This window comes from Burkholderia metallica (genome assembly GCF_902832845.1).
Classification (GTDB): Bacteria; Pseudomonadota; Gammaproteobacteria; order Burkholderiales; family Burkholderiaceae; genus Burkholderia; species Burkholderia metallica.
Genome location: NZ_CADFDB010000010.1, coordinates 133246 through 149418, shown reverse-complemented (window position 1 = coordinate 149418; position 16173 = coordinate 133246). Strand labels below are relative to the sequence as shown.

Annotated in this window: 15 protein-coding genes; 5 read left to right on the top strand and 10 right to left on the bottom strand. The window is 68.1% G+C overall.

Annotation, left to right across the window (positions count from 1 at the left end; genetic code table 11):
• Nucleotides 1-128 precede the first annotated feature (128 nt).
• The 4 genes from HWX08_RS25670 to HWX08_RS25655 form a co-directional block, all read right to left on the bottom strand.
• A complete protein-coding gene (locus tag HWX08_RS25670) occupies nucleotides 129-428 on the bottom strand; it encodes an H-NS histone family protein (RefSeq protein ID WP_069260931.1) in 300 nt (99 codons plus the stop codon).
• A 102-nt stretch (nucleotides 429-530) separates the two neighbouring features.
• Nucleotides 531-803: a hypothetical protein gene (locus tag HWX08_RS25665; RefSeq protein WP_076606039.1), complete on the bottom strand. Its 273-nt coding sequence runs from the start codon at nucleotides 801-803 to the stop codon at nucleotides 531-533.
• Between the two features lie 61 nt (nucleotides 804-864).
• Nucleotides 865-1392: a BON domain-containing protein gene (locus HWX08_RS25660; protein WP_174920970.1), complete on the bottom strand. Its 528-nt coding sequence runs from the start codon at nucleotides 1390-1392 to the stop codon at nucleotides 865-867.
• A 54-nt stretch (nucleotides 1393-1446) separates the two neighbouring features.
• Nucleotides 1447-2925 carry a sigma-54 interaction domain-containing protein gene (locus HWX08_RS25655; RefSeq protein ID WP_069260933.1) on the bottom strand — a complete coding sequence of 493 codons (1479 nt, stop codon included), beginning with the start codon at nucleotides 2923-2925 and terminating at the stop codon, nucleotides 1447-1449.
• A 316-nt stretch (nucleotides 2926-3241) separates the two neighbouring features.
• Between HWX08_RS25655 and HWX08_RS25650 the strand changes: the two genes are divergently transcribed.
• Nucleotides 3242-4645, top strand: coding sequence for a GntP family permease (locus HWX08_RS25650; protein WP_174920971.1), 1404 nt, complete (start codon nucleotides 3242-3244; stop codon nucleotides 4643-4645).
• Between the two features lie 169 nt (nucleotides 4646-4814).
• Here HWX08_RS25650 and HWX08_RS34790 read toward each other — a convergent pair whose 3' ends face one another.
• Nucleotides 4815-5069, bottom strand: a complete 255-nt coding sequence (locus tag HWX08_RS34790; RefSeq protein ID WP_174920972.1) for a 3D domain-containing protein — start codon at nucleotides 5067-5069, stop codon at nucleotides 4815-4817.
• Between the two features lie 98 nt (nucleotides 5070-5167).
• Between HWX08_RS34790 and HWX08_RS25640 the strand changes: the two genes are divergently transcribed.
• Complete coding sequence (locus HWX08_RS25640) at nucleotides 5168-5419, top strand: DUF4148 domain-containing protein (protein ID WP_069261255.1); 252 nt, start codon at nucleotides 5168-5170, stop codon at nucleotides 5417-5419.
• Nucleotides 5420-5458: 39 nt separating this feature from the next.
• Here the strand turns inward: HWX08_RS25640 and HWX08_RS25635 are convergent, their stop codons facing one another.
• Together HWX08_RS25635 and HWX08_RS25630 are read right to left on the bottom strand one after the other, a co-directional pair.
• On the bottom strand, nucleotides 5459-7054 hold the full coding sequence (locus HWX08_RS25635) for a thioredoxin family protein (protein WP_174920973.1): 1596 nt from the start codon (nucleotides 7052-7054) through the stop codon (nucleotides 5459-5461).
• Between the two features lie 271 nt (nucleotides 7055-7325).
• Nucleotides 7326-7826: a GNAT family N-acetyltransferase gene (locus HWX08_RS25630; protein ID WP_174920974.1), complete on the bottom strand. Its 501-nt coding sequence runs from the start codon at nucleotides 7824-7826 to the stop codon at nucleotides 7326-7328.
• A gap of 578 nt (nucleotides 7827-8404) precedes the next feature.
• Between HWX08_RS25630 and HWX08_RS25625 the strand changes: the two genes are divergently transcribed.
• The 3 genes from HWX08_RS25625 to HWX08_RS25615 all read left to right on the top strand — a co-directional run bounded on the left by HWX08_RS25625 (nucleotide 8405) and on the right by HWX08_RS25615 (nucleotide 12484).
• Nucleotides 8405-10753 carry a phosphocholine-specific phospholipase C gene (locus tag HWX08_RS25625; protein ID WP_174920975.1) on the top strand — a complete coding sequence of 783 codons (2349 nt, stop codon included), beginning with the start codon at nucleotides 8405-8407 and terminating at the stop codon, nucleotides 10751-10753.
• A 311-nt stretch (nucleotides 10754-11064) separates the two neighbouring features.
• Nucleotides 11065-11334, top strand: a complete 270-nt coding sequence (locus HWX08_RS25620) for a hypothetical protein (RefSeq protein WP_011353737.1) — start codon at nucleotides 11065-11067, stop codon at nucleotides 11332-11334.
• Between the two features lie 154 nt (nucleotides 11335-11488).
• Nucleotides 11489-12484 carry a DedA family protein/thiosulfate sulfurtransferase GlpE gene (locus HWX08_RS25615; RefSeq protein ID WP_069260938.1) on the top strand — a complete coding sequence of 332 codons (996 nt, stop codon included), beginning with the start codon at nucleotides 11489-11491 and terminating at the stop codon, nucleotides 12482-12484.
• A gap of 54 nt (nucleotides 12485-12538) precedes the next feature.
• On the opposite strand, the gene HWX08_RS25610 is transcribed toward HWX08_RS25615, so the two are convergent.
• The 3 genes from HWX08_RS25610 to HWX08_RS25600 all read right to left on the bottom strand — a co-directional run bounded on the left by HWX08_RS25610 (nucleotide 12539) and on the right by HWX08_RS25600 (nucleotide 16173).
• Complete coding sequence (locus HWX08_RS25610) at nucleotides 12539-13999, bottom strand: OprD family porin (RefSeq protein WP_069261256.1); 1461 nt, start codon at nucleotides 13997-13999, stop codon at nucleotides 12539-12541.
• Nucleotides 14000-14164: 165 nt separating this feature from the next.
• Entirely contained in the window at nucleotides 14165-15184 is a 1020-nt protein-coding gene (locus HWX08_RS25605; protein WP_069260939.1) for an ABC transporter ATP-binding protein, read from the bottom strand.
• Nucleotides 15181-16173 (bottom strand): ABC transporter ATP-binding protein, encoded by a 993-nt coding sequence (locus HWX08_RS25600; protein WP_069260940.1) that lies wholly within the window; start codon nucleotides 16171-16173, stop codon nucleotides 15181-15183. The genes HWX08_RS25605 and HWX08_RS25600 overlap by 4 nt, the downstream gene beginning before the upstream one ends.

The following is a 16173-nucleotide window of genomic DNA, read 5'->3' as shown; positions in this document are numbered from 1 at the left end:
TTTCGCGGCTTCGCCGTTCGCTGCGTCATCGGGAATCACGCCGCGAATGCCCAAAAACAAAACGGTGCGATGGCCGCATGGCCGTTCGCACCGTCAGTCCGCACGCGAAAGGTGAGGTTTTTCGGGAGTCAGTCCTTGATCAGAAAACGTGCGCGATTCTTGCCGAGCCAGGTCGGCGATCGCCCGCGGCCGCTCCAGGTTTCGCCCGTCTTCGGGTTCCGGTATTTCGGCGGCAACGTCCGCTTCGGCTTCGCGCCGGCACCGGCCGCGCGTGTCGAACGAAACCCGAGCTCTTCCGGCGTAATGTCGTATTCGTCGATTTTCGCGCGGATGTCGGCGATCGCATCGGCAATCGCCTTTTCACGTTCCTTGTCGATCTTCTGCTGAAGCCGTTCGAGCTGCGCGGTCAGTTGCCTGTAGGTCGCCATGGGGACGGGGCTCCGTGAGTGTTATTCGTGAAGATAGATGACTCTCAGCCAACAGAAAAGCGCTGCGCCCGAACGTGGTCTCGTCGGCCCGTTATCTCGGGATCAATAACCGCTTTTCTTCTTGCACGCGAAGAGAAGATTTCGCGTGGCGTCATCGCTCGATTGCTGAAGCACGTCGAAATCCCCGTTGCAGATCGCGCGGGCATTGTCCGTGCAATTGCTCCAGTCGCTGCCGGTGCATTGCACCTGGGTAGTCGGACGTCCGTCCGAAGTGAACAGCGGCGCGCTGCCGCCGCACCCGCCGAGTCCTGCAACCAGAGCCAACACGACGGCCGCCCGAGGCCGCCGACAGACCGACGCAAGCATGTGTTTCATTGTTCTTCCCGTCAACCTTTTTTGGAATGTCGCGAGTATGCCATGTGCGGCCCTTTCACCGTCAGTTCGGCGTGCGGCCGGGCTGCCCGCGCGCCTTGTACGGCAAGCTCCTGTGCGGATCGTCGGTGATGCGAACGAAAACCTGCTCGACGTCCGGAAGCGCCTCGAGTTCGCGTTGCAACGCGTGCCGATCGAACGCCTGATCGGCGCACCCTTCGACGTAAATGAAACGCCGCTGCACGGTGATCCACAGGCTCGTGCCACGCAGTCGGTCGGAGCCGGCGAAGTGCGCCTTCGCCGCAGCGGCGATCGGTGCGTCATACATATACGAATTCGGCTTCGTGCAGCGGTGCGCGAGCCAGCAGGTGGTGCCGCGCTCGGCGCGGTAATGCGCGTCGTCGGTCATCTCGGCGCGGGTCATCCACGGGCCGAGCGGCAACGGACATTCGGCCAGGCCCTGCGACAGCGCGATGAACGGATCGTTGTACCAGTTGCGCCGCGCCTCGGGCGCGTCGGCGTCGCCGGCCTGCGCAAGCGCGGAGGTTGCCAGCAACATCGTCAGCCACCCTGCGATGCCGATCCGTTTCATCGTGATCTCCTGTTCGATGCGTCACGTCCGTCCAAACCGCTTTCGCCGTTCGGCCTAGCGGTCGATGCCCAGCGCCGCGAGCTTCTTGTACAGCGTCGCGCGGCCGATCCCGATGCGCGCGGCCGCTTCCACCACCTTGCCGTCGCAAGCCGCCAGCGCATCGGTCAGGAACTGGCGCTCCCACGCCGCCAATGCATCGGCATACGACGCGGCCGGCGCGGCGGGCTCGTCGCCCGCGCGTCGCTCGACCGGCGACACGGCCGCCCGCTGCGCCGGTGCGGCGCCGTCCGTCGCTACGCGCACCGGTCCGAGGAACGGCGCGAGCGCATGCGCATCGATCACCGACCGGTCCGACAGCATCAACGCGCGTTCGAGCGTGTTGCGCAACTCGCGCACGTTGCCCGGCCACGGATACGCACACAGCATCCGCAGCGCATCGTCGGTCAGCTCGCAATGGGCGGCGCGCCCGTGCTGCGCGGCCAGCTCCTCGAGCGTCGCGTAGACGAGCGCCGCGATGTCGGACGCGCGCTCGCGCAGCGGCGGCGCGTGGATCGTCAGCACGTTCAGCCGGTAATAGAGATCCGCGCGAAAGCGCCCGGCCTCGACCAGCGCCGGCAGGTCGGCGCTCGTGGCGGCGATGATCCGGACGTCCGCGCGCACGATCCGGTTCGAGCCGACCGGCTCGAACTCCTTGTCCTGCAGCACGCGCAGCAGCTTGCCCTGCAGCGGCAGCGGCATGTCGCCGATCTCGTCGAGAAACAGCGTGCCGCGATCGGCCAGCTCGAACTTGCCGACGCGCCCCTTGCGGTCGGCGCCCGTATACGCACCGGGCGCCGCGCCGAAGAATTCGGTTTCGAGCAGCGTGTCGGGAATCGCGGCGACGTTGACAGTCACGAGCGGCTGCAGCGCGCGCGCCGACGCCGCGTGGATCGCATGCGCGAGCAGTTCCTTGCCGGTGCCCGTCTCGCCGAGCAACAGCACCGGCGAATCGACCTGCGACGCACGACGCCCCTGGCGCTTGGTCTCGAGGCTCGCGGCGCTCGTGCCGACGAAGCTCGCGAACGTGTATTTCGCGCGGCGCGCCTGCGCGAGCGAACGCTGCGTCGCGATCAGCTGCTGCTGAAGCTGCGCGTAGCGGGAAATGATCGGCGTGAGCGTCTTCAACTGGTCGAACAGCGCGAAGCCGATCGCGCCGACCGTCTCGCCCGCTTCGTCCTTCAGCGGCAGCCGGGTGACGACGAGCGGCTCGCGGCCCGTCTCCATGATGTCGAGCAGGATCGGCTGCCCGGTCGACACGACCTCGCGCAACAGGCTGTTCGGGATCACGGTCTCGCAGTCGAGGCCGACGGCCTGCTGCGGGTCGGCGAACCCGAAGCGCGCCGCGTACCGCTCGTTCATCCACACGACGCGCGCATCGCGATCGACGACCACCGTGCCCGCGCTCGAATCCTCGAAGGTCCGGAACAGCGACTCGGCGGCGCGCCGCAACACGTCACCGTAGTTGACGGGCAGGCGGGCCCAGTCGTTCATCATCGTGTCTTCGTCTCCGTGTATGTTCGACCGGATGTCTCCGGAACGAGACGAATTATCTCATTCTGGAGACACGCCGCAATGCGTTGTCCGGGAAAGCCCTGCCTGATTCCACGAGCTGGCCGGACGACCATTTCGTCTCCGGATGGAGACGTTTTATGTAGAATCGTCAGACAACGACCGGCGCGGGCCCGCCGGTCTCCGGCGGACCCGCGTCCGGCGGTGCAATCCGGCCGATGGCACGAAACCTGCACGAACCTGAGCCGGTCCGCGGCGCATCGCGCGATCGAACAACAACCAAAGCCATTAGGAGACTCCCTTGTCTTTCGTGATCGTCCTCGCCGCGCTGGCGTTCCTGATGTTTGCCGCGTATCGCGGCTACAGCGTGATCCTGTTCGCGCCGATCGCCGCGCTCGGCGCGGTGCTCCTGACCGAACCCGCCGCCGTCGCCCCGGTCTTCTCCGGCATCTTCATGGAGAAGATGGTCGGCTTCGTCAAACTGTATTTCCCGGTGTTCATGCTCGGCGCCGTGTTCGGCAAGGTGATCGAACTCTCCGGATTCTCCGAATCGATCGTCCACGCGGCGATCCGCTACATCGGCCGCTCGCGCGCGAATGCGGTGATCGTCGCGGTGTGCGCGCTGCTCACCTATGGCGGCGTGTCGCTGTTCGTCGTGGTGTTCGCGGTCTATCCGTTCGCGGCCGAACTCTATCGCCAGAGCAACATTCCGAAACGGTTGATGCCCGGCGCGATCGCGCTCGGCGCATTCTCGTTCACGATGGATTCGCTGCCCGGCACGCCGCAGATCCAGAACATCATCCCGACCACGTTCTTCAAGACGACCGCGTGGGCCGCACCCGTGCTCGGCACGATCGGCTCGCTGTTCATCATCGTCGTCGGCCTCACGTATCTGGAATGGCGCCGCCGGTCGGCGATGGCGAAGGGCGAAGGCTACGGCACGTCGCTCGTCAACGAGCCGGAGCGCGTCGAGGCGAAGTCGCTGCCGAGTCCGGCGCTCGCGATCCTGCCGCTGATCCTCGTCGGCGTGTCGAACTTCGCGTTCACGAAGCTGATTCCGCAGTGGTACGGCGCCGCGTCGTACACGGTCGCGCCGGAAGTGCTGCCGGGCGTGCACGCACCGGTCACGACGTCGATCAAGACCGTCGTCGCGATCTGGTCGGTCGAGGCCGCGCTGCTGCTCGGCATCGTGCTGGTCATCCTGACTGCCTTCAAGCGCGTGAGCGGCCGTTTCGCCAACGGTTCGAAAGCCGCCGTGGCCGGTGCGCTGCTCGCCGCGATGAACACCGCGTCGGAATACGGCTTCGGCGGCGTGATCGCCGCGCTGCCGGGCTTCCTCGTCGTCAGCGATGCACTGAAGAGCATTCCGAACCCGCTCGTCAACGCGGCCGTGTCGGTCAGCTCGCTCGCCGGTATCACGGGCTCGGCGTCGGGCGGCATGAGCATCGCGCTCGCCGCGATGTCGGACCTGTTCATCAAGGGCGCGCAGGCCGCGAATATCCCGCTGGACGTGCTGCACCGGGTCGTCGCGATGGCGAGCGGCGGCATGGACACGCTGCCGCACAACGGCGCGGTGATCACGCTGCTCGCGGTCACGGGCCTCACGCACCGCGAGTCGTATCGCGACATCTTCGCGGTCACGATCATCAAGACGCTCGCGGTGTTCTTCGTGATCGCCGTGTACTACACGACAGGGCTCGTGTAACACGCGACGGCGGCTTCGCCGCCCCGTGCATGAAGGTCGATCGGGCACGCCCGGTCGACCTTCGCGAAACCGGCCCGCGAAGCCGCCACCGAGGCGGCCACCCTTCGCCTACGCTCCCGCCCGGGCCGTCGCACGAGAGGCCCCGCCTCATCGGCACAATCCGGCCCCTCTACGATCCGGCCCTGGCCGACACGAAAACGGTGCCGTTCCCGGCCGTCACGCGACAGGCCTCCTTCCGCGCGGTATCGCCGAATCCGCGGAAGATATCGATGTGCTTGCCTTTGATTCCGCCACCCGTATCGGCGTCGGTCGGCGTCCGGTCGCACCACGGCGCAAGCGCCGTCGTGGCGCGAATGCCGTCCGAAGCGCATCCCGCCCCCCCATTGTTGCCCGCAGCAAAACACTGCGTTGGGAGCGATCGCATTTTTCGCGCGCGCGCCGCGGCCTACACTGGTTCCAACGTCGCCCGGCGCTTTGACGAACGAAGCGCCGCGACTCACCGGAATCGTGGAGGTCCCGATCATGAAGCATCTGATCCCAGCCGTTGCCATCGCCCTGGCCGTGTCGGCCCCGCTCGCCGCGCACGCGCAGTCGAACCCGCCGCTCACGCGCGCGCAGGTTCACGCCGAAGTGAAGGCGCTCAAGCAGGCCGGCTTCCAGTCGAGCGACTGGTTCTATCCGGCGAGCATCGTTTCCGCCGAAGCGAAGATCGCCCGCCAGCACGATGCCGGATACGGCAGCGAGCGCGGCGCGTCGTCGGAGTCGGGCCGGTAATCGTTCGTCCGGCCCGCGCGGCGACGCATCCGCGCGCCGTTACGCCTTCACGGGCTGGATCAGCTTCGCGCATGCCGCTGCCTGCGGATCGCCCGCGGGCAGCTTTCCGCATACGCCGTCGAACTGCTTCACGACCGACCTGACCGACGCATCGTGCGCACCGCCGGCGCGCCAGCGGTTCAACTGCGTGACGACCTTGGTCAACGCGCGCAGGTTCGCGCCGTAGAACGCGTCCCGCGTCTTGTCGGCCTGCGCGAGCACGCTCGCGGCGATCCCTTCGATGCGCGCCGAATCGTCCGGCGCCAGTTGGACCGCATTCGCAAAATAGGTCGCGCCCCAGCGCAGCTTCGTCGCCGGCCCGCTCGCCGCGTCGTACGCCTTGCGATACCAGTCGAGCGCCGCGGCCTTGTCGCCGCGCGCCTTCGCATTCGCGGCCAGCCCGGACATGAAGTAGTACGGCGTCGACGAACGCGGCAACTCGGCCTTCAGCAACGCATCCGACTCGTCGTACAGCCCCGCGTCGGTCAGCGTGTCCGCGCCTTCGCTGACGAGCGCCTGCCGCTCGTATGCATTCGCGGCGCCCTGCACCGACGCGGCGATCTGCTTGCGCGCGGTATCGGCCAGCGCCGGCGCGGCCGGCGGCGCACCCTTGCTTGCATCGCCGCGCGCGAGCAGCACGCGGCCGTGCAGCGCCATCAGCCGGTCGATCGACGACAGCGTGGTGTCGGTCGACAGGCGCGCGAGCGCCGCGTCGTATGCGCCACGCAATTTCCCGCGCTGCGCGTCGTCGCCGCCGAGATACGCGACCACACGCGCAGGCGCCGCGACCAGCACGTCCGAATTGGCCCGCGACAAGGCCGGAGCCTGCAGCACCGTGCGCAGCGAATCGCCAAGCGCCGCCTTGTCGAGCGCGCCGGCCTGCGCCGGATCGTCGGACGCCGCGACCACCGCCGCCTTCAGCGCGAAGCGCGCCGCTTCGGCCTTCGCACCGGCCGCCCGTGCGCGTTGCGACAGCGACTGCAGCGTCTCGGCGACCCGATCGGCCGGCACCGGCAGCTCGCCGTCGGTATCCCACGAGTAGTCGGCCAGCAGGCGCCATTCGTCCGGCGTCAACGCCGCGCCGTTCTTCAGCGCGGTCGCGAGCGTCTGTCGCACCGGATGTGCGGCCGTCATCCCGAGCGACAGCGCCTGCATGTAGCGATCGAGATCGGCTTCGCCCGGCAGCCGCGTCACTTCGGTGCCGTCGGGACGGAACAGGATCATCGTCGGATAGCCGTGCACCTTGAAACGCTCGCCGAGCTTCTGCGCGCTTTCGGTATCGCCGTCGAGATACACGGGCACGAAGAACGACGAGCGCGTCTTGAATGCCTGCTGGCTGAAGATCGTCGACTTCACCTGGTTGCACGACGGGCACCACACCGCGCCCCAGTAGAGCAGCAGCGGTTTGCCGGTGCGCTTCGCGAGCGCGAAGGCGGCATCGACGTCGCCGTGCTGCCACGCGATGCCGGGCGGCAGGTGCGCGCCGTCGGACGATGCGCTCGCCACCGGCGCGCCGGTAGGCGTGGCAGCGGCAAGCGCCGCACCCGTGGCGGCGAGCAGGCAGGCGGCAGTCAGATTCCGGAGAGCGGTTTTCATCGAAGCGGGTCCGTTGAAAGAGACGGTTGCGGGAAGATGTCGCGTGAGAAGCGATGGCCGTGAAGCGCGAGCCATGAAGCGATGACGATGAAGCCTGCGGGCCTGCAACGTCGCACGGCATCGTTGCGGAAAAGCGCAAGCCGGCCGAAGCGACCGGCAAATCGTTCAACGATACGACGCGCACGACCGGCAGAAAACGAACGAATTCTTGAATGAATATGACGCGCGGCAGCGCGGCCGGCGGGGTGCCGGATACGCGTCGGGCGGGCCTTCACTGCGCCGCCTTGATCCGCGCCATGTGATACACGGACGCGTACACGCCGTCGCGCAACGCATAGCCGGGTGATTCGCCTTCGATCCGGAACCCGTGCTTTTCGTAGAGCGCGATCGCCGTACGATTGTCGGCGTACACGGTCAGCTCGAGACGCGTGACGTTCAGCCAGTTTTCCGCAAGATCGATCGCGGCCGCGAGCAGCCGGCTGCCGACGCCGCGCCCGTGATGCGCCGCGTCGACCATCATGCCGAGCCCTGCCGCATGACGCCGGCGCGGATTCTGTTCGGGGTGCAGGCCGAGATGGCCGACCACCACGCCTTCGATTTCGGCGACGAGGCTCACACCGTGCTCGCGTATGCCTGCGAGCCGCTTCTGCCATTTCTCCAGCGACGGAAACGGGAGCTGCAACGTATTCGCGTACACCGCGGGATGCGCGGCGATCTGCCGGATCGCGTCGACGTCGTGCGTCTCGCTGTGCCGGATCGTGATGTCGGTCATGGGTGGGCCGGTTCCGGAAAGTCGCGCCAGCGGCGCGGGCTGCGCCCGTGCGCAGCAATCCGTCGAGCTTATCCGATTTCACGCATTTGAAACATGGTCGTCACGCGATGCCGTTGCACCCGCAACGACAGGCGATCACGCGTCGCCACGAACAGGAAAAATCTGCCCGCCCCACGGCCCCGAACCGGTAACTTCTTACCCGCTTTCGCCACATGTCGCGTCCCGCCATATCGTTGCGCACACAACGTCACGCGCACGACATGCGGTGTCATTTCTTCATCACGTCGACGTCACGTCGCCTCCCTAGACTGGGCGCCGCCCGACCCGGCATGCGCCGGGCCCGCGTGTGCCGACGTCCTGCCCCGCGCATCACGAGCGCGCGGCGTGCGGGATCGCGACGACGGCCGAAGCATCCGCGCGACACCCCGCGTCGCGCGATGCGCGCACCGCCGCCACGCGCGGCCACGCGCGGCCGATGCACTCGAACGCACACGCAACGCGAATCGTCCCGGGGGGCGACGCACGGGCACCGCCACACGCAATCACGAACGCTCCCATCATCACAGGACCCGAACGCCATGACGTCACGCCGCAAGTTCCTCCAGCAGACCGCCACTTCCGGCCTCGCCGCCGCCGCGCTGTCCGCGTTTCCGCCGAGCATCCGCCGCGCGCTCGCGATTCCCGCGTTTCACGAAACGGGGACCATCAAGGACGTGAAGCACGTCGTGCTGCTGATGATGGAGAACCGCGCATTCGACAGCTATTTCGGCACGTTCAAGGGCGTGCGCGGCTATGGCGACCGCTTCGCGGTGCCGTCGCCGAACGGCCGCAACGTGTTCTACCAGACGTACACGAAGGCGGCGGCCGCCGCCACGGTCACGCCGTATCACCTCGACGCGAGCCAGGGCAACGCGCAGCGCGCGGGCGGCACGCCGCACACGTGGGCCGATGCGCAGGCCGCGTGGGACCACGGCCGGATGAATCGCTGGCCCGACGCGAAGACGCCGCTGTCGATGGGCTATTACGACGCGGCCGAAGTGCCGTTCCAGCGCGCGCTCGCCGATGCGTTCACGCTGTGCGACCACTACCACTGCGGGATGCACACGGGCACGATCGCGAACCGCCTGTTCTACTGGAGCGGCACCAACGGCCCGAACGGGCTCAGCCCGGCCGACGGCAGCCGCGTGAAGATCGCCGCGCTGAACAACCAGTTCAACGGCGGCAACGACATCGGCCCGTCGAGCCAGGGCTGGACCTGGACCACCTATGCGGACCGGCTGCAGCAGGCCGGCGTGAACTGGAAGGTCTACCAGAGCCTGATCGACAACTTCGGCTGCAACGAGATGATGAGCTTTCGCCACTGGCGCGCGGCGATCGAGCAGATGCCGCCCGCGCGCCGGCCGGCGTACGTCGCGTCGACGGACATCACGCAGCCGGTGACGGCCGCCGGCGCGTTCTACGATCCGGCAATCGACGATCCGCTGAGCCCGCTGGCGAAAGGGTTCGGCAACACGATGCCGTACGGCTTCCTCGAATCGTTCCGAGACGACATCCGCAACGGCAAACTGCCCGAGGTGTCGTGGATCATTCCGCCGTCCGCGTACAGCGAACATCCGGGGCCGTCGAGCCCCGCGCAGGGCGGCTGGTACGTGCAAGCCGTGCTCGATGCGCTGACGGCGAACCCGGACGTGTGGAGCAAGACCGTGCTGCTGGTCAACTACGACGAGAACGACGGCTTCTTCGACCACATGCCGTCGCCGGCCGTGCCGTCGCGCAACGCCGACGGCACGCTCGCGGGCGGCCACACGCTGCGGGACGCCGACGTCGCGGTCGAGTACCACGACTTCACGCCGGCCACGTCGAGCCAGCCGGCGATCGACGGCCGTCCGTACGGCCCGGGCCCGCGCGTGCCGATGTGGGTCGTGTCGCCGTGGAGCCGCGGCGGCTGGGTCAATTCGCAGGTGTTCGACCATACGTCGACGCTGCTCTTCCTCGAAAAGCGCTTCGGCGTAGCCGAGCCGCAGATCAGCGCGTACCGCCGCGCGGTGTGCGGCGACCTGACGAGCGCGTTCAACTTCCGCTCGCCGAACCACGAGCCGCTGCCGACGCTCGCGGGCCATACGACGAAGAGCCAGGTCGACGCATTGAGCGCCGCGCAGCAGGCCGCACCGAAGATCGTGCCGCCGGCCGCGCCCGCGCTGCCCGCGCAGGCCGCCGGCGTGCGCCCGTCGCGCGCGCTGCCTTACGAGCTGCACGCGAGCGCCCGTGCCGATGCCGGCACCGGCACGCTCACGCTGAAGTTCGCGAACACGGGCCGCACCGCCGCCGTGTTTCACGTCTACGACAAGTTGCACCTCGACCGCCTGCCGCGACGCTACGTGGTCGAACCGGGCAAGACGCTGCACGGCGACTGGGCCGCACGCACCGACGACAGCGGTAAATATGACCTGTGGGTACTGGGGCCGAACGGCTATCACCGCCGCTTCACCGGCGACCTGAGCCGCCTGGCCGGCGCACGCGCGCCGCATCCGGAAATTCGCGTCGGCTACGCGGGCGCGAGCGGCAACCTCCACCTGCGGCTGCGCAACCGCGGCGGCGGCACGGTGCGCTTCACCGTGAAGTCGAACCAGGTCTACGGGCCGCTGTCCGGACGCGGCGCACACGACGATCGCGGTCACGGCGACGACGGCAACGGCCACGGGCACGGCCCGGATCGCGACCACGGCACCGGTACCACGTGGACCGTCACGGTGCGCGCGGGCGACCAGGCCGAGCTGCACTGGCAGCTCGACTCCACCGGCCACTGGTACGACTTCATCGTCACCGCGGACAGTGACGCGAGCTTCTCGCGCCGCGTCGCCGGCCGTGTCGAAACCGGCCGCCACTCGGTCAGCGACCCGGCGATGGGACTCGCCGACCGCTTCTGATGCCGCCGCGGCGACACGCGTTGCGCCGCGTGTCGCCGCACGCGCCCGGCCGTCCGCAACCGGCCGTCCGCAACCGGCCGTCCGCGACCGGCCGTCCGCGACCGGCGCTCGGACACCCGCCGCGCCGGCGCCCGATCCGGCTGAAACGGCCGCCCCGCGCGGCTCAAACATCAGAGGGATCCACGGTTCAGCCCTCATTTCGGCTCACGAAAATGCGCCGAACCGCGGCCCGTTCGCGTTAAACTGCGTCAAGCTGTTTTCAACCAAGACATCTTCGCCACTACGGCATCCACGACACGAGGATAGGTTCGATGCGCACTACCGGCTCATCCGGGGCAATGACCCTGCTCACCGAACACGACCCGGCCGACGGCCGCGAACTGCGCTCGCTTCGCCTCGAGGCAACCGGCGACGGCAAGAGCGTGCTGCTGATCGAGATCGACGAACGCAAGCCCGGCATCCACCGCGAAGTCCGCTACGAGATCACGCCGGCCGAACTGATCGCGGCGATCCGCTCGCACGGCGCCGAGCTGCCCGGCGAAAACCACGGCGCCGCGTCGCTGGCCCGCACCTCTTCGTGATTCCGAACGGTGAGCCGCACGTAGATCGCCGGCTCACCGACATGCCCCTGCCGCCGTCAGGCGCTTTGCGCAATTCCCGCCGCCGACTTGAAAAAGGCCGATAATCGGCCCATCTGCGTGCTTTCCGCGCGCGTTCCTTTTTCGGCCAGCCGTCATGCTCCTCCGCGACCTCGTCGCCCAATACGGGCCGCTTCTCGTCTTCGCCAACGTGCTCGCTGCGGCCATCGGGCTGCCGGTGCCCGCGATGCCGACGCTCGTGCTGTTCGGCGCGATGTCCGCGATGCATCCGGCGATGATCGGCTCGCAACTGGTCACGGTGGTCGCACTGTCGGTGCTCGGCGCCCTGATCGGCGACACCGTGTGGTACCTCGCCGGCCGGCGCTACGGCGGCGCGACGCTGAAGACGATCTGCCGGCTGTCGCTGTCGCGTGACAGCTGCGTGAAAAAAACCGAAACCTTCTTCGGCCGCTACGGCGTGCGCGTGCTCGCCGTCGCGCGCTTCATTCCGGGGCTGTCGCTCGTGTCGGTGCCGATGGCCGGCGCGTTCGGCACGCGCTATCGCACGTTCGTCGGCTACGATGCGCTCGGCGCCGCGCTGTGGACGATCGTCGGGCTGGTAGTCGGCGTGCTGTTCTATCGCCAGATCGACTGGCTGTTCGCCGGTGCGGGCCAGCTCGGCCGCGTCGCGCTGCTCGCGGCCGTCGCGGTGCTGGCGGTGTACGCGGCGTTCCGCTGGATGCGCCGCCGCGCACTGATCCGCCAGCTCGCGAGCGCGCGGATCGGCGTCGACGAACTCGACACGATGCTGCGTGCGACGGCCGCGCCGGTGGTCCTCGACGTCCGCTCGCCCGAACATCGCAAGCTCGACCCGTTCACGATTCCCGGCGCGCAGTTCGCGGACGAGCGCCAGATCGGCGACATCGTGTCGCGCTATCCGTTCACGCAGAAGTTCGTCGTGTACTGCTCGTGCCCGAACGAAGTGACGGCGGCGCTGATGGCGAAGCGCCTGCTCGACGCCGGCTTCACCGATGCGCTCGCACTGCGCGGCGGCCTCGACGCATGGCGCGATACAGGCCGCCAGCTCACGGCGCTGGTGGAAGAGATGCCCGCTGCGAACGATCCCGTCGCGGGGCTGCACAAGCCGGCCTGATCGCGTGGATCGAAGGCCGGCCGTGCGAGGCGGGGGCGCATGCGCCCCCTGCGATCAGAACGCGTGCAGCGGCAGGTTCACGACCAGGCGGTACTCGGTGTTCGTCGCATCCGAGTAGTGCGCCGAACCGGCGTGCCACATCGCGATGAACGTGACCTTCGTGTCCTTCAGCTTGCCGCTCTGGAACGTGTACGACGGGATGAAGCCGAACTCGTGGTGACGGCCCTGCACCGGCGCGCCGTTGCTCCAGTAGATGCTCGACTTGCTCGGGTCGTTCGCCGCGCCCGCGCTGCCGTCCGCGCCCCAGCCCGTCACGCCCCAGACCATCGCCTTGAAGCCCGGCAGGCCCGCTTCCTTGCCGTAGAACGTGTAACGCAGCTGCAGCGACTTTTCGTGCGGCGCGTTGTAGTCGACGTCCATCGAGTTGGTCAGGAAGATGCCGTTCGTTTCGTTCAGGTAGTCGAAGAACTGGTCGCCGAGCACCTGCTGGAAGCCGAGCAGCAGCTCGTGCGGGCCGTGCTGCGCGGCCACCGACAGGCTGTACGCGTTGTTGTTGATCTTGCCTTGCAGCGCATCGCCCGTGTCGTGCGTCGAGTAGACGTTGCCGAAGCCGGTCCACTTGATCGTCTGCGGGCTGCCGATGCTGTGCTTCACCGACGCGTAGTACTGGTGCCACACGTCGTCGGCCTGGTTCGCGTACAGCGCGACTTCGCCGTTCGGCGAGTAGTCCCACGTGCCGCCGACGTACGACAGGCGGTTGATGCGCGTGCCGCCGTATTGCGTGGTCAGGTTGGTGAGCGTCGTGTGACCGCGCGCGTCGGTCTTCGTGAAGCTGCCGGCCTCGAGCATCACGTTCTTGAATTCATTGCTGACGAGGGTCGCACCGAGGAACGTCGGCGGCAGCGCACGGTTGTCGTGCTGCTCCATGAACGGGTTGTCGACGGCCTGCAGACCGTACTTGACCACCGTGTTCGAGATGCGCGCCTTCACGTCGTAGATGCCGGGATAGGCCCATGCGAGCTGGTTGCCGCCACCGCCGCCTTTCGCGATGTGCACCATGCTGCCGGCGCCCTGACCGCCGTCGAGTTTCAGCGCCGCATACAGCGACGCGTCGAAACCGATCCCGATCAGGCCCGTCGTGTAGCCCGACTCGAAGTTCGCCATCGCGCCCTGGACCCACGCGTGACGATGCGGGCCGCCCTTGTTGTCGAGCACGTCCGCATAGTTGCGGAACAGGAAGTCGAGATGGCTGTCGGCAATGAAGCCCTTCGACTTCGACTGCGCCGACGGCTCGTCGGGCGGCGTAACGGCCTGCGTTGCTTCGGCGTTGACAATGGCGTTCGGGGTCGTTGCCTGCGCAACGGTCGTGCCGGGCGCGGCCTGCGCGACCGTCAACGGTGCGGGGGCCGCGTCGTCGGCGTGCGCGACGCCCGTCAGCGAGACGCCGGCAAGCGCCGGCAGCCCCCATGCAAGCAGCATTTTCGATGCCGTCCCGATCGTCTTCTGTTTTCTCATCGTCATTCTCGTCTTGTGTTGATATCGTCCACGCCGGTTGCGATCCGCGCCCGGCCCCCCGGCGCGCCCGGTTAAGGACGCGCCTGTATCCGCGGCGCGAAGATCGTTCGCGCCGCACCTACCCCTGTTGACCTGCCCTGGTTATGTTTGCTGCGTCACTTCACCTCACGCCACACCCGCGCGGATGCACGCGACACGCGCGGCCGACCCCTGCCGAACTTCCGGCAGCGGCACGTCCTGCGCGCACGCATCGATCGCGACCGGACAGCGCGTGCGGAACGCACAGCCGGACGGCGGGTTCAGCGGCGAGGGCATCTCGCCCGCCAGCAGCATCGGTCGGCGAGCACGCTCGCGCGCCGGCTCCGGCGTCGGCGCCGCATCGAGCAGCGCCTTCGTGTACGGGTGCTGCGGCACGCCGTACACGTCATGCCGCGTGCCGAACTCCATCACGCGGCCGAGATACATCACGAGCACCCGCTGGCTGATCGCCTTCACCACCGCCAGATCGTGTGCGACGAACAGATAGGACAACGACAGATCGCGCTGCAGGTCGCGCAGCAGGTTCACGATCTGTGCCTGGATCGACACGTCGAGCGCCGATACGGGTTCGTCGCAGATCACGAGCTTCGGCTCGCTGATCAGCGCGCGTGCAATTCCGACGCGCTGGCATTGCCCGCCGGAGAATTCGTGCGGATAGCGCAGCAGGTGATGCGCGTTCAGGCCGACGCGCTCGAGCATCGCGATCACGCGGCGGCGCACCTCGGTGCGGCCGAGGCCGGCCTGGTGCGTGACGAGCGGCTCCGCGACGACCTGTTCGATCGTCATGCGCGGATCGAGCGACGCGAGCGGGTCCTGGAAGATCATCTGCACTTCGCGCCGCATCGCGGTGCCGCGCAGGTGATCGGGCTCCACGGTCTGGCCGCGCCATTTCACGGTGCCGGCCGTCATCGGCACGAGGCCGATCAGCGCGCGCGCAAGCGTCGACTTCCCGCAGCCCGACTCGCCGACGAGCCCGACCGTCTCGCCGCGCTTCACGTCGAACGACACGCCGTCGACGGCGCGCAGCGTACCCTTCGGCGACCACGGATAGCCGCCGAGCGGCACGCGGAAATGCACTTTCAGACCGTCGACGGACAGCAGCGTGTCGTCCGTCGCGCCGGCATGGCGGCGTTCATCGACGCTCATCGCAGACCTCCCGTCAGATCGGCCACGGGCCGGTGGCACGCGCGCACCGCGCCCACGGCGCCATAGGTTTCGAGCGCGGGGCGCGCCGCGCCGCAGCGCTCCTCCGCGTACGTGCAGCGCTTCGCGAACGCGCAGCCGGCCGGCGCGGTGCCGGGCATCGGCGGATTGCCGGGAATCGCGACGAGCGGCGCATCGTCCGCGTCGGTCAGGCGCGGCAGCGCGTTGAGCAGGCCGATCGTGTACGGATGCGACGGCGCCGCGAAGATCGTATCGGCCGGCGCGTATTCGACGGTGCGGCCCGCATACATGACCATCACGTCGTCCGCGAGGCCGGCGACCACGCCCATGTCGTGCGTGATCAGCACGATCGCGGTGCCGCGCTCGCGGTTCAGCTCGCGCAGCAGGTCGATGATCTGCGCCTGCACGGTCACGTCGAGCGCGGTGGTCGGCTCGTCGGCGATCAGGATTTCCGGCTCGGACAGCAGCGCCATCGCGATCATCACGCGCTGGCGCATGCCGCCCGAGAACTCGTGCGGATACATGCGGATGCGGCGCGCCGCGTCGGGAATGCGCACCGATTCGAGCGCCTCGATCGCGCGCTTCGTCGCTTCCTTGCGCGACAGCTTGCGATGCAGCTGCAGCGTTTCGGTCATCTGCCGCTCGATCGTCAGGAACGGATTGAGCGACGTCATCGGATCCTGGAAGATCATCGCGATCCGGTCGCCGCGCACCTTGTTCAACGCGCGCGCATCCATCGCGAGCAGGTCGTCGCCGCGATAGCGCGCGGCGCCGCTCGTCGCGCCGTTACCGGCCAGCAGGCCGAGCATCGCCATCACGGTCTGGCTCTTGCCCGAGCCCGATTCGCCGACGATGCCGAGCGTCTTGCCCGCTTCGAGCGAGAACGACACGCCGCTCACGGCGTCGACGGGCGGCGCGTCCTTGCGCGTGAAGCGCACGCCCAGGTTGTCTACTTCGAGTAATGCGGCCAT

Excerpts from the sequence above, each read along its gene's own strand:
- HWX08_RS25670 (WP_069260931.1), bottom strand. The coding sequence starts at position 428 with ATGGCGACCTACAGGCAACTGACCGCGCAGCTCGAACGGCTTCAGCAG.
- HWX08_RS25610 (WP_069261256.1), bottom strand. The coding sequence starts at position 13,999 with ATGAGAAAACAGAAGACGATCGGGACGGCATCGAAAATGCTGCTTGCA.
- HWX08_RS25635 (WP_174920973.1), bottom strand. The coding sequence starts at position 7,054 with ATGAAAACCGCTCTCCGGAATCTGACTGCCGCCTGCCTGCTCGCCGCC.
- HWX08_RS25665 (WP_076606039.1), bottom strand. The coding sequence starts at position 803 with ATGAAACACATGCTTGCGTCGGTCTGTCGGCGGCCTCGGGCGGCCGTC.
- HWX08_RS25605 (WP_069260939.1), bottom strand. The coding sequence starts at position 15,184 with ATGAGCGTCGATGAACGCCGCCATGCCGGCGCGACGGACGACACGCTG.
- HWX08_RS25600 (WP_069260940.1), bottom strand. The coding sequence starts at position 16,173 with ATGGCCGCATTACTCGAAGTAGACAACCTGGGCGTGCGCTTCACGCGC.
- HWX08_RS25655 (WP_069260933.1), bottom strand. The coding sequence starts at position 2,925 with ATGATGAACGACTGGGCCCGCCTGCCCGTCAACTACGGTGACGTGTTG.
- HWX08_RS34790 (WP_174920972.1), bottom strand. The coding sequence starts at position 5,069 with ATGCGATCGCTCCCAACGCAGTGTTTTGCTGCGGGCAACAATGGGGGG.
- HWX08_RS25625 (WP_174920975.1), top strand. The coding sequence starts at position 8,405 with ATGACGTCACGCCGCAAGTTCCTCCAGCAGACCGCCACTTCCGGCCTC.
- HWX08_RS25630 (WP_174920974.1), bottom strand. The coding sequence starts at position 7,826 with ATGACCGACATCACGATCCGGCACAGCGAGACGCACGACGTCGACGCG.
- HWX08_RS25620 (WP_011353737.1), top strand. The coding sequence starts at position 11,065 with ATGCGCACTACCGGCTCATCCGGGGCAATGACCCTGCTCACCGAACAC.
- HWX08_RS25640 (WP_069261255.1), top strand. The coding sequence starts at position 5,168 with ATGAAGCATCTGATCCCAGCCGTTGCCATCGCCCTGGCCGTGTCGGCC.
- HWX08_RS25615 (WP_069260938.1), top strand. The coding sequence starts at position 11,489 with ATGCTCCTCCGCGACCTCGTCGCCCAATACGGGCCGCTTCTCGTCTTC.
- HWX08_RS25660 (WP_174920970.1), bottom strand. The coding sequence starts at position 1,392 with ATGAAACGGATCGGCATCGCAGGGTGGCTGACGATGTTGCTGGCAACC.